This window comes from Rhodococcus sp. AZ1 (assembly GCF_054979605.1).
Window position 1 is genome coordinate 29863 of the sequence record NZ_JBUEQF010000009.1, and the last position, 14991, is coordinate 44853.

The window sequence follows — 14991 nt, forward strand, 5'->3', positions numbered from 1 at the left end:
ACCCGGCGGATCAGGTTTCGATGTCGACCGAGTCCACGAGGTTCGCGCACACCGGCGCGAGAACCTCGACCAGCTCGGGATCGGCCTGACACCCCACACTCGCCTGCAGCCCGGAGGCAACCATCACCGACCACTGCACCACCGACCCGTCGCCGGGCCGCTCCACGTAGGTGATCCCGGGACGCCCCGCCACGAGCGAATCGGTGCGCAGATCGCCGAAGGTGGCCTCCCCCTCGGCGAACTGGCGCCGCAACGACTCGATCACGTCGGCGGTGACCACGCCGTCCGCCAACTCCCGCGAGACCACGGTGATCCGCATCATCGACCCGTCGTCCGGAGTGATGGCGACGCGCGTGTCACCGGTCTGAGCCGTCCATCCCGGGGGAACGACCACGGTCGTGCGGCCCACGGTCAGATAGTTCGGAGGCGGTGGGGGCGGGGGCACCGGGCCGGGGCTCGCTGGTGGAGCCGCCGCGACGGTCGGCACCGGTGGCGCCGGGATCGTGGTGCTCCGGGTCCCCACCCACACCCCGGCACCGACCGCAGCAACGAGAACCACCGCGGCGGCGTACAGCGCGGCGCGGGATCGCCCTGGGAAGCGCGACGGTTCAGGGTGAACCTCGACGTTGCTCAACCATGCCGCACGCGCGGGAACGACGGTTGCACCGCTCGGAGCGGGTTGGAGCGACGGGGTGCGTGATGTGCGAGGCAGCGGGCGCGGCGACACCGGGCGCGGGGACACCGATTGTGCGATATCGGTTCCGGAGATCACGATGTCGGTGATCTCGGTCGGCAGTTCCACCGCCTCCACCAGCCCGTGTGCGACGAGCACGGTGCCGCCGCCGAGTTCGGCGATCGCGGCCGACCACACCGGTGGTGGCGATGACGCGGTCAGCAGTCGGGTCGCGAGGGTGCCGGTGGCGTCGACGGACGCCACCACGACATCTCGGTGACCGATCTCGGCCACCATCACCGGGCGTGTCGACGCACCACGGAATCCCGCGTATCTGTCCGAATACCGTTGGTGCACAGCGTGGTACGCCACTGCGGCAGTGTCGAGCAGAACCACCTCCGGGGCGGCGAGCCGTGCGGCCGCATGCAGGGCGTTGCGACGCGGCGTACCCCAGTGCGGCGGATGAACCACCGTCAGCACCGATGCCCCGGGGCCGCCCACGAGCACGGCATGGACGAACAGGTCGGCCATGGCCCGATGAACCGACACCTCGACACCGCCGAGCACCACGGTGTCGTCATCGATCCATTCGCGCACGTCCACCACGTGCGGCGCGCCCGAGTCCGCTGCCTCGGCGGCGCGCACGCCCACCTCCACCCGACCCTGCGCGACAGCGATCACGTTGGCGGTGCGCGTGACCTCGGGTCCACGCGCACAGACGATCTCGCGCGGACCGAGGTGCATCACCACGGCGGTCACGACGGGTCCCGGGGTGCGGACGCCGACGGTTCGGGCTCGGTCACCAAGGCCGTCTGAATCAGATCCGAGCGCCCACGGCGAACCAGAATGCCGCGGCCGGGCGGCTGCTCGCTCGGACGCACCGACCCGACGAGCGGGCCCTCGTCGCGATCTCCGCTCATCAGCAGTGCGCTCGAACCGAGATCCTTCACCCGCGAGAGCACCGGGTCGAAGAGCGCGCGCGCCGCTCCGCCGCTGCGCCGCGCCACGATCAGGTGCAGACCCACATCGCGCGCCTGCGGAAGGAACTCGACGATCGCCGTCACCGGGTTGCTCGACGACGTGGCCACCAGGTCGTAGTCGTCGACCACGACGAACACCTCGGGACCGGTCCACCACGACCGGGCGCGCAATTGTTCGCTGGTGGTCTCGGGACCGGGGAGCCGACCGCGCAGCACCGTGGCCAGTTCTGTGAGCATCGTGGTCAGCAACGTCGACGTGGACGCGTATCCGCCGAGGTACTCCTGCGGCACAGCACCGAGCATCGTGCGGCGGTAGTCGGCGAGCACGATCTTGATCTCCCGCGGTGACCCCGACCCGACGAGTCCGTCGCACACGGTGCGCAGCACCGACGTCTTCCCGCATCCCCCGTCGCCGAACACCAGCAGGTGGGCGCTCTCGTCGAAGTCGAGCAGGACCGGAGCGAGTTCGCTCTCGTCGACGCCGATGAGAACACGACGCCCCGCCGGACTCGGCGAAGACGCGGCATCGACCGGCGCGGCGAGGTCGGCGGCACGAACGAGGTTGGGCAGCAGCCGAACCGCGGGGGCGCGAACCTCGGGCTCGATCGCGAGCGCACGGGCCACGGTCGGTGCGAGGGCCGCGGTGAGGCCCTCCGTTCCGCCGACGCCGTCCTCACGCGGTAGCGCCATCAGCAGGTGCAGACCATCGCGAGTGATGCCCCGTCCGGGCGCCCGCTCGGGCACACTGGCCGCGCGCGAGCGTCCCGCATCGGAATCCGCGGGATCACCCAGCCTCAACTCGATTCGAGTGGCCAGCAGGTCTCGCAGCGCCGGACGCACCTCCGCCCATCGGGACGCGGCGATCACCACGTGGACGCCGAAGGACAAACCCTCGGAGGCGATGCGGGAGATCACCGGCTCGAGGGACTCGAAGTCCGAGCGAACCACGCTCCATCCGTCGATCACCAGGAACACGTGGCCGTGTGGGTCCTCGTCGCCGTATGGATCCTCGTAGCCGGGACCGGCCGCGACCGCACGCAGTTCGCGGTACTGCGCCATCGACTCGATACCGCGAGTCCGGAACAGCGACTCGCGCCGCCGGATCAGGGCAGTGGTCTCGGCGACGGTCCGCCGAACCCGGTCGGCGTCCAGTCGAGTGGCCACCGATCCGACGTGCGGAAGTTCATCCAGCCCGGCCAGAGCGCCGCCACCGAAGTCCAGGCAGTAGAACTGCACGGCCGCAGCGGAATTCGCGCGTGCCAGGGAGACGATGAGGGTGCGCAGAGCCATCGACTTGCCCGACTGCGGTCCCCCGACGACCGCGACGTTGCCGTGAGATCCGGACACGTCGACCATCAGTGGGTCGCGCCGCTGATCGAACGGTCGATCGACCACACCCACGGGCACCGACAGCACCACCCGATCGCGCCGGGGTTGCGCCGTGGGCAGCTCGGCGAGCGTGGGTGCGGTGCCCAGCGGCTCGAGCCACACCTGGTGGGCCGGCCGTCCGTGGCCTCGCAGGCATCCGACCACGGCCTCGAGAATCGTCGACTCGGGTTCGGTGGGATCGCTGGGCACCGCCGGGCGCGGGACGGACTCGACGGGCAGAGGGACCGGCGCGGCGGTGAACGGACGAACCGACGACGCGGCCAGCGGCGCGGCATCGATGCGGGCACGGCCATAGGCGGCGCGCCGATAGGGACCCGACACGTAGGCGGCGGTGAAGCGAACGAGATCCGTGGCGTCGGTGCGTAGGAAGCCTGCTCCCGGGCGTGCCGGCAGGTGGTAGGCGTCGGTGACGCCGAGGACCGATCGTGACTCGGCGGCCGAGAACGTCTTGAGTCCGATGCGGTACGACAGGTGTGAATCCAGCCCACGCAGTCGACCCTCGTCCAGGCGTTGGCTGGCGAGCAGCAGGTGCATGTGCAGCGATCGCCCGAGCCGGCCGATCGCGACGAAGAGTTCCGCGAAGTCCGGGTACTGGGTGAGCAGTTCGGAGAACTCGTCCACCACCACGAACAGGGCGGGTAACGGCTCCAGTGGCCGCCCGCTCGCCCGAGCCCGCTCGTAGTCGGAGACACCGGCGAAGTTCCCCGCGGCGCGCAGCAGTTCCTGGCGCCGATTCATCTCCCCGGCGAGCGCATCACGCATTCGCTCGACCATTGCCCGCTCGTCCGCGAGATTGGTGATGATGGCCGCCACGTGCGGTGCACCGTCGAGACCGAGAAAGGTTGCCCCACCCTTGAAGTCGACGAGGACGAGGTTGAGGGTGTCCGGCGAGTGGGTGGCGATCAGACCGAGGACGAGGGTACGCAGGAACTCCGACTTGCCGGACCCCGTCGCGCCGATGCACAACCCGTGTGGCCCCATCCCACCTTCGGCGGCCTCCTTGAGGTCGAGCTCGACGGCCGTACCGTCGGCGGCGACCCCGATGGGCACACGCAGCCGGTCGCGGCCACCACGCGAACGCCAGGCGAGACCGGGCGCGATGGCACCCGGATCGTCGATGCCCACCAACCGATTCCACGGCGCGGAGTTCTCCAGACGGACCTCGTCGACCGAACCGGCGTGATCGACCGAACGGTATCGCGCCATCACCCGCGCGAAGGCCAGCGCGCGCCGGGCATCGAGGCCGTCGGCGCTACCGAAGACCTCCACTCCGGCGGCGCTGTCGGCGCCGAGCGAATCGCCCTCGAGGACCAATCGGATTCCCTGCGCGGCAACGAGATCGACCGCGACGTCCGCGAGGTCGACCACCGTGGTCGACTCGCACCCCGTGGACAACCAGGCCGGGCGCACGTCCGGTGTCGACGACCGGGCAGCGTCGGCGGGGGTGCCGTCCACGACGACCACCAGATGGGGCACGCCGACCACAGCTGGGTGGTTCTTTGCGAAGGGGCCCCGCGATCGCGTGCGCTCGGCCAGGTCCGCCGTGGCCTCGCCGAGCGTGGTGTACCAGGCCCGTCCGTGGCCGGCCCCATCGATCCTGCCCGCGACCCGCGCGTGCGGGAGCCACTTGATCCACTCCCACTGTTCCTGCGCCCCGGTCCCCGCGACGACGACGACGGCAAGATCGGAAGGTGCGTGGAAGGTGCACAGCTGCGCGATCATCGCGCGAGCGAGAGCTCGGACCGCGCCACGCTCCCCGTCGATGGCAATCGCGGCGAACCCGCGTAACGACAGTGCGGTGGGCAGGTCCGGCACCACCGAGCGCGTGCGCACGAACGCCCGCAGCGACGCCGCCGACACCGGTTCGAGGGTCTCGAGCGGGCCCGTCTCGGGGGCCACCAGGCGCGTGGCCAGCCGCTGATCGCCGACCCCGATCCGAACCTGGGCGAAATCGGGGTCGCCGGGACTGCGCTCCCACATCCGGTCCGTGCCCGCGAACGTCCACAGGGTCTCCGGAGGCGGATGGGCGAACAGCAGCGCCGATCGCTGCGCGGCCGAGGTCTCGGACACCTCGGATCGCAACCGGTCGAGGTAGGCGAGGTAGTCCTTGCGTGACTCGTCGATCTCGGCTCCACGCGCGCCCTGCCCTCGCCCACCGCCGAGGAACATCCCCAGCATCGAGACCACCATCATCGCGGGGAACATCAGCGTCATCGGGTTGGCCGCGGCGCCGCTGGTGAACATCAGCGCGACCATGCCCACCATCGACGCCACCATGACCAGCGGGAGCAACTTGAGCGCGATGTTGCCCGGCACGATCCTGGGCACCTCCGGAGGCGCCTCGATCACCAGATCGCCGCCCGGTACCCGTGGCGCAGGCACGCGTGGTGCGCGCGCGAACCCCAGCGAGCTCTCCACCGGACCCGCCACCGAGCTCTCCACCTGTGTCGAGCTCTCCACCTGTGTCACGGTCCCCCCGAACCCCTCGTTCACCCCACACCTCGCCCAGGCCGGTTGCAGCCGGTGGACCTGCCAGGACCGTAACCCGGGTCCCCGACATCGCGACACCGGGCGGTGTGTCGGGACCCTCCCGTACAGTGCTCGGCGAGTCGACCGCCGGGGGGCGGTGCGCACGACGAGCAGTTCGGGGGGCCTTCGATCATGACCCAGTCACCCATCACCCGGTCACCGATTACCCAGTCACCGATCACCCGGTCACCGATTACCCAGTCGCATCCCGTTGCCGGCCATGTGGTTCGGGTGACGGTGGTCGCCGACGCGGTGGAGGTGGACCTCACGGTGCCCGCCACCGTGGCGCTGGTCTCGGTACTGCCGGCCATCGTGGCGGTGATCGACCAACACCACCGGCCGGGCTCGGTCGAGCACACACGTCCGTCCGTTCTCGCCGGACCGTCCGGGGCACCGCTCGACGGCGCACGATCGTTGCTCGAGAACGGGATTCGCGACGGCGATCTCCTGCTGCTCCACGACGCGGATGCGGTTCTGCCCACCCCGCTCTTCGACGACGTCCCGTTCTCGGTGTCCGAGTCGGCGCGGGAGGCGGAGTTCACGTCGGACACCGCTCGACTGCTCGGCAGCGTCGCCGCCGTGGTGGCGAGCATCGCCGCGGCGGCGCTGATCGCGTGGAGAGTGCCCGACCACGTCGGCGTCGGCGTGGGTGCGCTGGCCGTCGGCGCCGCCCTGATCGCACTCGGGCTCCGGGTGCGCGCACTCGCCCCGGTCGTCGCGGCCGCCCCGCTGCTGGCCGCTGCGGGTACCCAGTTCGTTCCCGGTCGCGGAGCACCGGACATTCTGCTGGCGGCGGCGCTGGTGGCCGCGGGTGGCGTGATCAGCGCCGCACCCGCCCGGCGGTGGCGCTCGACTCTGACTGCTCTGACCTGCGGTGCGGGGGCCGTCGCGGCCGCGGCCCTGTGGAGCACGGTCGTCGGCGGCGACGGTGCGGCCGGATCGGCGCGCGATGTCGCCGCGGTGGGTGCGGGCCTGGGGATCGCGCTGCTGAGCGTGGCGCCGCGCATCGCTCTGGCGCAGGCTCGCCTGGCGGTACCCGAGGCCGATGGACCCGAGTTCACCACGCCCGATCACGACCGGTCCTACGCGGTGGTGCGCGCACGGACTGCGCGAGCGCAGGAGTACCTCACCGGATGGGTGAGCGGGTTGTCCGCGACCAGTGCACTCGGTGCGGTGGTGACCGCGACGCCCACACACGGGGTGGTGTCCATTCCTGCCACCGCGTACGCCTTGGTGATCGCCGCGGTGCTGGCCCTACGTGGGCGCACGCACGTCGACCGAACTCGAGCGGTGGTGCAGATCGGTGCCGGCGCAGCAACCGCCGTGGCGGTGTTCACGGTCATCGGCATCGCCGCACCGGATCGGGCGGCGGTCGCGATCGCGGGCATGGCTCTCACCGCACTGGTGGCGCTCGCGGCCGGGCTGGGATCGTCGGCGCGCCGGTGGACCCCCGTGCAACGACGCGCCGGGGACATCGCCGAGTACGTGCTCATTGCCGCGCTGGTACCGCTCCTGGTGTGGACGCTCGACCTGTTCGCGACCGTCCGCGGCCTGTGATCGCCACGCGCGGAGCAGCACTCGTAGCCGCCGTCCTGCTGCTCGCGGCGTGGTGCGTGCACCCGGCCGCAGCCGACCCGGTGATCGACCCAGCCTTACTGCCACGAGCCAGTTCGCCGACACCGCCGGATGCCACCGAGCAGCGCACGCAGTGCTCGATTGCCGTTCCGGCACCTGATTCACCCGAGCCGCCGTACTGGATCACCTCGCTGAACTTCCCCGCCGTCTGGCCCCTGACCACCGGTCGAGGCCAGACCGTGGCCGTCATCGACACCGGAGTGGCCGAGCATCCACGGTTACCGCAGCTCACCGGCGGTGGCGACTACGTCTCGTACTCGACCGGACTCGACGACTGCGATGCGCACGGCACCGCCGTCGCGGGCCTGATCGCCGCGCGCGCGATCCCCGGCAGCGGCTTCTCCGGTGGCGCGCCCGACGCCGCCATCCTCTCGATTCGGCAATCGAGCGGGGCGTTCTCCGCTCGACCCACCCGCGAAGAGGACGCCGAGCCGGAAGCGGCCAACTCCCCCGGATACGGCACCGTGCTCACCCTCGCACGCGCAATTCGCCGCGCCGCCGACGCGGGAGCGGGCGTGATCAACATTTCCGAGGTGGCGTGCGGTAGCGCTGCCGCCGGGCTCGGCGACGGCCCGCTGGGCGCGGCGGTCCAGTACGCCGCCACCGTCAAGGACGCCGTGATCGTTGCTGCCGCAGGCAATGTCGGAGGCGCGCAGTGCCGCGAGCAGAATCCCGCTCCCGACCCGGCGCACCCCTATGCCGACCCGTGGAACTCCGTGATCACCGTGGCCTCCCCCGCATGGTTCGACGACTACGTCCTCACCGTCGGGTCGGTGGAGCCGGACGGTACCGCCTCGCCGTTCACCCTCGGCGGTCCCTGGGTCGACGTGGCGGCGCCCGGTCGCGCGATGACCTCACTCGGCCCGATCGGGTCCGGCCTGATCTTGGGCACCGAGGGCCCCGGCGGGGCGGCGGTGCCACTGGACGGGACGTCGTTCGCGGTACCCCTGGTGTCGGCCACGGCCGCTCTCGTGCGCGCCCGGTACCCCGATCTGACCGCAGCGCAGGTCATCTCCCGCATCGAGACCACGGCCCATTCACCTGCGCAGGGGTGGAACCCGCTGGTCGGTCACGGTGTCGTCGACCCGGTCGCGGCGGTGACGAGCGTGCTGGACGGACCGCCCAGCAACTCACCGATCGACGCCGCGGCGCCGGTCGCGCTCCCCGCGGAACGTTCGGCCCCGCCGGTCGACACCCGACCTCGCAGCATCGCGCTGGCCGGGGTGGGCGTAGCGGCGCTGGTCGCGGCGCTGGTGTGCTGGATCAGCCGCCCGGCGTCGACTCGCCCGGCATCGATGCACCCGCCCGATCGGCGTTCACCCCGTCGTGCGCCACGCGCGCACTCGCTCGACTGAGAACGGGACCGGCCGGTAGCAGCCGCACGATCGACCACGGCGCGGTGGCAGGTTGGGAAAGGTCGAGGGCACGAGCGGAGTCGACGTCGGGTACCCCGTAGCGGACGCCGGTGTCGGCCACGTAGAACTGGGCACCGACGGTGGCCGTGGGGCCGGCCGCAGTGACGAATTCACCGAGACCCGGCGCCATCATCACCGCGTCGACACCGTCGCCCGGCCCGTCGGCGGCGACCGGGACCACCGCCGAGACGCCACGCGGCCCGATCACGGCCGGGCCGCTCGAGATGGTGACCTCCGGGGTGTCGGGGGCGCCCACGACGGACACGCACACCACCGCGTCGCCGCCGCGAAGAACCGGGATCGAATCCGGAAAGGTGTTCACCGGCAGCGGGTTCGGTGTGCGCGGCGCAGCGGCCAACGCGTCCGGAGTCAGGACGTCCGCGGCAACCGAGCCCTGCGAGTCGGCGAACCGGAGCAACTGTGCGGTGGCATCACTGACGGGTTGAACACCGTCCCGCAGCGCCACGTAGTGCTGGATTCGACCTCCCACATCCACGGCGACCACCGAACCCACGGTGTAGGCCCGCCCGCCGCGAGGCGAGAGATCGTAGGCAGTGGCCTCGCCTGCTCCCGGCACCACGGGGGCGGTCAGGGCCGGCACCTCGGGCAGTGCATCCACCACCCCGGCGGCCACCTCGCGGGGACGCGCCCCGTCGATCCCGAGTGCCCGCGTCACCGCGACGTCGGTGAGGTCGATCGCGGCGCGAACCCCGTCGTACACCAGGTAGGTACGCCCCGCGCGCGTCCACAGCGCTGCCTCACCGCCGAGGAACGGCTGCGCCGCAGGCGAATCGGAGACCACGACGGTCGTCGTGCCGGACGCCGACCCCGACCCCGTGTCGCACACCGACCACGTTCTCCGCGTGGGCGCCGGATCCACGGGCACGGTGTCGGGAGCGCCGGTGATGCCCACCAGGGGTCCGCGCGGACGCGTGGTCAGCGAACGCTCGGACACCGTCACCGGCCGATCGGCGCGGCCGAGCACCAGCCGGGCGGACGACAGACCCGTCACCGGGTGCACCGTTCCCTGATCGACCACGTACATCGCGCCCGAGTCGGCGCCCACCACGATGGACGCGTCGCCGATCGCCCCCGCCGGTCGCAGGAAGGCCAGCACCGCGCACCCGGCGAGCCCGACGGCACTCAGAGCCGCACCGGCCACGAGGGCGCGCGAACGGGCGCGCATCGGGTCGTCGAGCATGCGCACGTCGCGTCGCACCAGGGCGTGCTCGAGCCGCCGCAGGAGGAAGCGATGTCCGCCCACCTGCCACTTCGTCGTCGGTGTCGATCCCACTTCTGCGCCCCCCGCCGATCCCCTCGCCGACCCCCGTCGACATCACGCCGCGCAGTGCCGCGCGAGAGAACACCGTACAGTTCTATTCCTGTTCGATCTCGGGGGAGGAATGCAGATGCTGCGGTGGGGGCCCGCGGCCACCGACGTGGTCGTCGCGCAGGTTGTCGGTGTGTCGACAGCGCTCGCTCTCGTGCTCGTGGGGGTCGGGCCCATCGGTGCGATCCCGGTGGGTGTGGTGATCGCCGGTGCGTCGCTGATCCCGGTGGACGGGCGCCGCCTGCGATGGTGGGTGGCCTCGGCTGGGATCCATCTGCGCGGGCGCCCATCGGCCGGGCCCGGACTCGTGGCCGGCACGGTGTTCGACCATCGTGACGATCACCGCGTCATCGGGATTCGCCAGGACTCCACCCGTCTGAGTGCTGTGATCGAGGTGGTCCCGCTGCGCAGCGGGTTCACCGTGTTCGACGCCGGTCTCACCCACCCCGACGCGGTGCTGCCGATGGACGCCCTTGCCCGCTGCCTGCGTCGCAGCGACCTCGCCCCGATCGAACTCGACATCACCAGTCACGGACGACGACGTGCCACGCAGGTACCGGTCGACGTCGCCGAGGCCTATCGTCGGCTGGTCGGTCCACTGCCCGCGATCGCCTCCCGGTCGGTGTACGTGACCGTCACGGTCGACACCGCGGTGCTCGGCGTGGCGTGTGATCGTCGGGGCCCCGGGCTCGGCGGGGCGACGGCGGCCCTGACGGTGTGCGTGGGGCGTATCGAGCGCGTGCTGGCCGGCGCCCGATTGCACGCGCGTGTGCTCGACGCGGCCGACCTGGCCGGTCTCGACCGCGTCATCAGTGGGGGCCTGCCGCCGTCGGTGGTCCCGCGGGGATGGTCCGCATTGCGCACCGGTGGAGCGCTGTGGCGGGCCCGCGCTCTGCGGACGGTCTCGCCCGCCGACGTGCACGCGGCCTGGGCGGGAACATCGGAGGAGACGACTCTGACGATTCGGCTGCGCAGCACCACACTCGGCGGGACGGCGGTGACGGCCGCATCCGCGGTGGTGGCGGACCTGCACTCGACGGCCGAGATCACGCCGCGCCGCACAGCCACGGCATCGCTCAGCGGCCGCCTCCATCACGCCATGATCACCGCCGTCCCCGGTCGCACGGCAGGTGGTGACGCCCTCGCACCGACTCTGCCGGTGCAGCCGGGCACACTCGTCGTGCCGGCGGCGGGCTGCGGTCAACTGCTCGGCGCCGACCTCGACGGCGCAGCGGTGACCGCTCGTATCTGGGGTCCGGGGCGAACGGTCACACACCTGGCAGGAGAGCTGTTCCTGGCCCGCCAGGTGGTGTTGCGCGCGGTGGCGACCGGTGCCGGCGTGGAGGTGGTCTCCGATCGCCCGGATCAGTGGCGTCATCTGGTTCAGGTCATCGGTGACCAGCGGCGGCTGGTGGTGTCCCCTGCGCCCGGTCCGGTCCGAGATCTGCTCGTCGTCGACGGCGCCGTGTCGGTTCCGCCCAGCGTGCGGGCGACGCTGTACGTCGCCGACCACGTCGACCGCCTCCCGGCAGGCGATCCGAACCTGCTCGTCTCCCAGCCCACCGGTGCCGGTGAGTACGTCGAGCTGATCACCGATCAGGGCGCGATCCCGCTGACCATGATCACCATCTCGCACGAGACCGCCCTCATCGGGCGCCCGCGGGTCCCGCTGAGCGAGGAGGTCGCTCAGCCGGGGTGACCGCTCGGTCTGGTGTACGGCAGCCGAGCGTCAGGCAGCGCTGGTTCTCACAACCCGAAACATACCCCCCTAGGTACCTTGACATACCCGTAGGGGTATCTGGGAGAGTGGGTTCCTCGTCGCCCCAACCGTCCAGGAGGACCGAAGCACAATGTCGAGTACGACTTACATCGACGGCGCAATCCCGCCCGCAGCGTCACCGCAACGCGGAGGGCCACTCGGTCGCCTGGGTGCGACCATGGTCGAGCGGAGCCGATGGGTTATCGGCCTCTGGTTGATTCTGCTCATTGCGCTAGGAGCGGCCGCCCCTACCGTCTTCAGTTCCCTGGCGGGTGCAGGATGGCAGGCCAACGGCTCGGAGTCGGTGCAGGTTCGCGAACTCGCCCAGCAACACTTCGGCGGCAACTCCTCCGCCGCGGTCCAGGTAGTCGTCCACTCCGACGACCGCACCCTCGACTCGCCCAGCATGCAGCAGACGATCGAACGCGTCACGGACGTGTTCTCCGGCGATCCACGGTTCGGGAAGATCGTGCCGCCCCAGCCGGGCATGTCCATCAGCCCCGATGGACGTACCGGCATCCTCATCGCCGGTGCGAACGCCTCCACCGACGACATGGTCAAGGCCGTCGACGACCACAAGGACGAGCTGACGGCCCTGTCCGACAACGGAATCGAGGTCTACCCCACCGGCGCGTCCGCCTTGTGGTCGGACTTCAACAAGGCCAACCACGACGCGATGATCCAGGCCGAGCTGTTCTCGTGGCCCGTCACGCTCGCGATCATGGTGCTGGCGTTCGGCTCACTGGTCGCGGCGGGACTGCCGCTGCTTCTCACCGTGGCCGGGCTCGTGGCGTCCGCCGGTGGCCTGGTGCTGCTCAACGAGGTCACCCCGATCTCGGTGTGGGCCATGAACTTCGCCATGATGTTCGCGCTCGCGCTCGGTATCGACTACGCCCTGTTCATCGTCTCCCGGTTCCGGGACGCCCTCCGGCACGCCTCCTCACCGCGAGCCGCCGTCGCCGAGACGATGGACACCGCCGGCAAGGCCGTCGTGCTGTCCGGGTTGACGGTCCTGGTGAGCCTGTCCGCAGTACTGCTCGTCCCCGCGCCCGCCGTGCGCACGATGGCCGTGGGCATCATGCTCGCCGTCACCTTCGTCCTTCTCGCCACCATGACGCTGTTGCCGGCGGTGCTCGGCAAGCTGGGACCGAAGGTCAACGCCGCTGCCCTGCCGTACGCGAAGAAGCAGGTCCACCGGTCCCCGCGGTTCGCCACGTGGGGTGAGCTCCTGCACAAGCATCCGTGGCCCTTCGCCATCGGATCGGTGGTGCTGCTCGTCGCGCTCGCGGTCCCCGCTCTGAGCCTGAAGGTGGCCATGCCGTCGATCGACGTCGTCCCCGCGGACGCGCCGGTGCGTCAGGGCTACGAACTCGTCCAGTCCCAGTTCGGTGAGGGCGCCCCGGGCATGCTCCAGATCATCGCGCCGACCGCCGGCGCCGACGCCACCGCGACGGCCGCCGCGAACGTCGCCGGGATCACGATGGTCACGCCGCCGATGCCCGCCATCGACGGCAGCAACTACGTTATGCTGCAGGCACTTCCGAACGTCGACCCCTCGGACGACTCGATGGGCACCATCCTCGACACCCTCCGCGCCGACCTCCCGGCCGGGGCCCTGGTGGGCGGCGCACCGGCGGAGAACCTCGACCTCCAACAGGCGCTGAACGACTACCTGCCGATCATCGTCGGCATCATCCTCGTGCTCGGGTTCGTGCTCCTGCTCGTGGCGCTGCAGGCCCCCCTGATCGCCGTCCTCGGCACCGTGGTGAGCCTGCTGTCGACCGCTGCCGCGTTCGGTGTCGCGAAGCTGATCTTCCAGGACGGGCACGGAGCCTCCCTGCTCGGCTTCACCCCGCAGGGCTTCCTCGACGGGTGGGGGCCGGTGTTCTTCTTCGCAATGATCTTCGCGATCGCCATGGACTACACGGTGTTCCTCCTCGCCACCGCGAAGGAGCACTACGAGAAGTCCGGGGACCCGAAGACCGCGAAGGTGGACGGCCTCGCGCACTCCGGACGGGTCATACTCGCCGCGGCTGCGGTGATGGTCGCGGTGTTCTTCACCTTCGCCCTCGCCGATCCGCTGCCACCCAAGGAGATGGGCATCATCCTCGGCACGGCCGTGTTGCTCGACGCCGTCCTCATCCGGTTGATCCTGCTGCCGGTGATGCTGCGCCTGACCGGTCACGCGGCATGGTGGTCACCGGCATGGCTGCGCAAGGTACTGCCCTCGATCAGCTTCTCGCACTGAGGGTTCGGGCGAGCGACCGGGCGGGATCAAGAGGTGGTCCCGCCCGGGTAACTCTCGCGTGAACTCGCGAGAGTTCCCGCCCACCAGTGCAGTTGATCGAGCAGCCGGTCGGCGGCGTCGCGGGCCGCTCCCCCGTCGTCGTGCGATTCGGGTGTGAAGGCGCGCCGCACGCCGTGAAAACTGACGCTCTCGCGCACCGACACCATGTGCACCTCCGCGGCCACCAACCGCAACTGCTCCACTGCTCGCAGACCCCCGGCCAGCCCGCCGTAGGAGACGAAGCCCACGGGCTTGGCGCGCCACTCGTACTTGAGGGTGTCGAAGGCAAGCTTCAGTGCCGGTGGGTAACCGTGGTTGTACTCCGGTGTCACCACCACGACGGCGTCGGCGGCGGCGATGCGTTCGGCGAACGCCACCGTGGTCGGCGTCGACGACAGGTCGAGGGGTAGATCCCACTCGGCCAGATCGAGAATGTTCACCTCGAACCCGCCGTGCTCGCGCGCGCGGTCGACGAACCACTGCGCCACCCGCGGGCCGAGCCGCCCCACGCGAACGCTGCCGATCATCACCTCGAGGCGCATGGGCCCACCCTAGAGCCCGACGACGAACCGACGCCACGCGCTTATTCGTGACCTGACTGAGGGGAACATTCCTGTTCAGCCGACCATCTCATTCCGTGGACCCCCGGTGACGATCCGGGGGCAGGCAGAAAGGTATCGCACGTGATCTCGGTGAAGAGAGTTGCCGCAACGGCGGCGGTGTCCGGTGGAATCATTGCCGGTGCCCTGGGTTCGGCCGGCCCCGCAGCGGCCGCGCCGCCCACGGTCGGCCCGCCCGACGGGCCGTACCACACCCCGGCGTACCACCTGAACCAAAGCTGCAGGTCGCACATGGTGTACAGCCCGAGCCTGGGTCGCTACCTGTACGACCGGGATCAGCCGAGGGAGTGCAAGGCCAGCAGCCTACCCGGCTGGTGACCGCGAAACTTCGGTGCTGTGAACCACCCTCACGGTGGCTCACGGCACCGAAGTTC

At 70.8% G+C, this 14991-nt stretch carries 9 protein-coding genes; 5 read left to right on the plus strand and 4 right to left on the minus strand.

Translation table 11 applies throughout. The features are described from left to right. Positions 1-10: 10 nt before the first annotated feature. The gene (locus ACY48E_RS12425; RefSeq protein WP_462872509.1) at positions 11-1432 is read right to left on the minus strand and encodes a type VII secretion-associated protein; all 1422 of its coding nucleotides are present in this window, start codon (positions 1430-1432) and stop codon (positions 11-13) included. Then, positions 1429-5502, minus strand: coding sequence for a type VII secretion protein EccCa (eccCa, locus tag ACY48E_RS12430; RefSeq protein ID WP_462872510.1), 4074 nt, complete (start codon positions 5500-5502; stop codon positions 1429-1431). The genes ACY48E_RS12425 and eccCa overlap by 4 nt, the downstream gene beginning before the upstream one ends. A gap of 300 nt (positions 5503-5802) precedes the next feature. Here eccCa and eccD point away from each other — a divergent pair, with 300 nt between their 5' ends. Then, a complete protein-coding gene (gene eccD, locus ACY48E_RS12435; RefSeq protein WP_462872511.1) occupies positions 5803-7128 on the plus strand; it encodes a type VII secretion integral membrane protein EccD in 1326 nt (441 codons plus the stop codon). Further along, positions 7128-8561 carry a type VII secretion-associated serine protease mycosin gene (gene mycP, locus ACY48E_RS12440; RefSeq protein WP_462872638.1) on the plus strand — a complete coding sequence of 478 codons (1434 nt, stop codon included), beginning with the start codon at positions 7128-7130 and terminating at the stop codon, positions 8559-8561. Before eccD ends, mycP begins: the two co-directional genes overlap by 1 nt. On the opposite strand, the gene eccB is transcribed toward mycP, so the two are convergent. Further along, positions 8470-9885: a type VII secretion protein EccB gene (gene eccB, locus ACY48E_RS12445; protein WP_462872512.1), complete on the minus strand. Its 1416-nt coding sequence runs from the start codon at positions 9883-9885 to the stop codon at positions 8470-8472. The two genes, mycP and eccB, sit on opposite strands and share 92 nt — an antisense overlap. 145 nt (positions 9886-10030) lie before the next feature. Here eccB and eccE point away from each other — a divergent pair, with 145 nt between their 5' ends. After that, positions 10031-11650 (plus strand): type VII secretion protein EccE, encoded by a 1620-nt coding sequence (gene eccE, locus ACY48E_RS12450; RefSeq protein ID WP_462872513.1) that lies wholly within the window; start codon positions 10031-10033, stop codon positions 11648-11650. Between the two features lie 238 nt (positions 11651-11888). Further along, positions 11889-13958: an MMPL family transporter gene (locus ACY48E_RS12455; RefSeq protein WP_462872514.1), complete on the plus strand. Its 2070-nt coding sequence runs from the start codon at positions 11889-11891 to the stop codon at positions 13956-13958. Between the two features lie 26 nt (positions 13959-13984). Here the strand turns inward: ACY48E_RS12455 and ACY48E_RS12460 are convergent, their stop codons facing one another. Further along, on the minus strand, positions 13985-14539 hold the full coding sequence (locus ACY48E_RS12460) for an NADPH-dependent FMN reductase (protein WP_462872516.1): 555 nt from the start codon (positions 14537-14539) through the stop codon (positions 13985-13987). 141 nt (positions 14540-14680) lie between these two features. Here ACY48E_RS12460 and ACY48E_RS12465 point away from each other — a divergent pair, with 141 nt between their 5' ends. Further along, the gene (locus ACY48E_RS12465) at positions 14681-14935 is read left to right on the plus strand and encodes a hypothetical protein (protein ID WP_462872517.1); all 255 of its coding nucleotides are present in this window, start codon (positions 14681-14683) and stop codon (positions 14933-14935) included. Positions 14936-14991 lie beyond the last annotated feature (56 nt).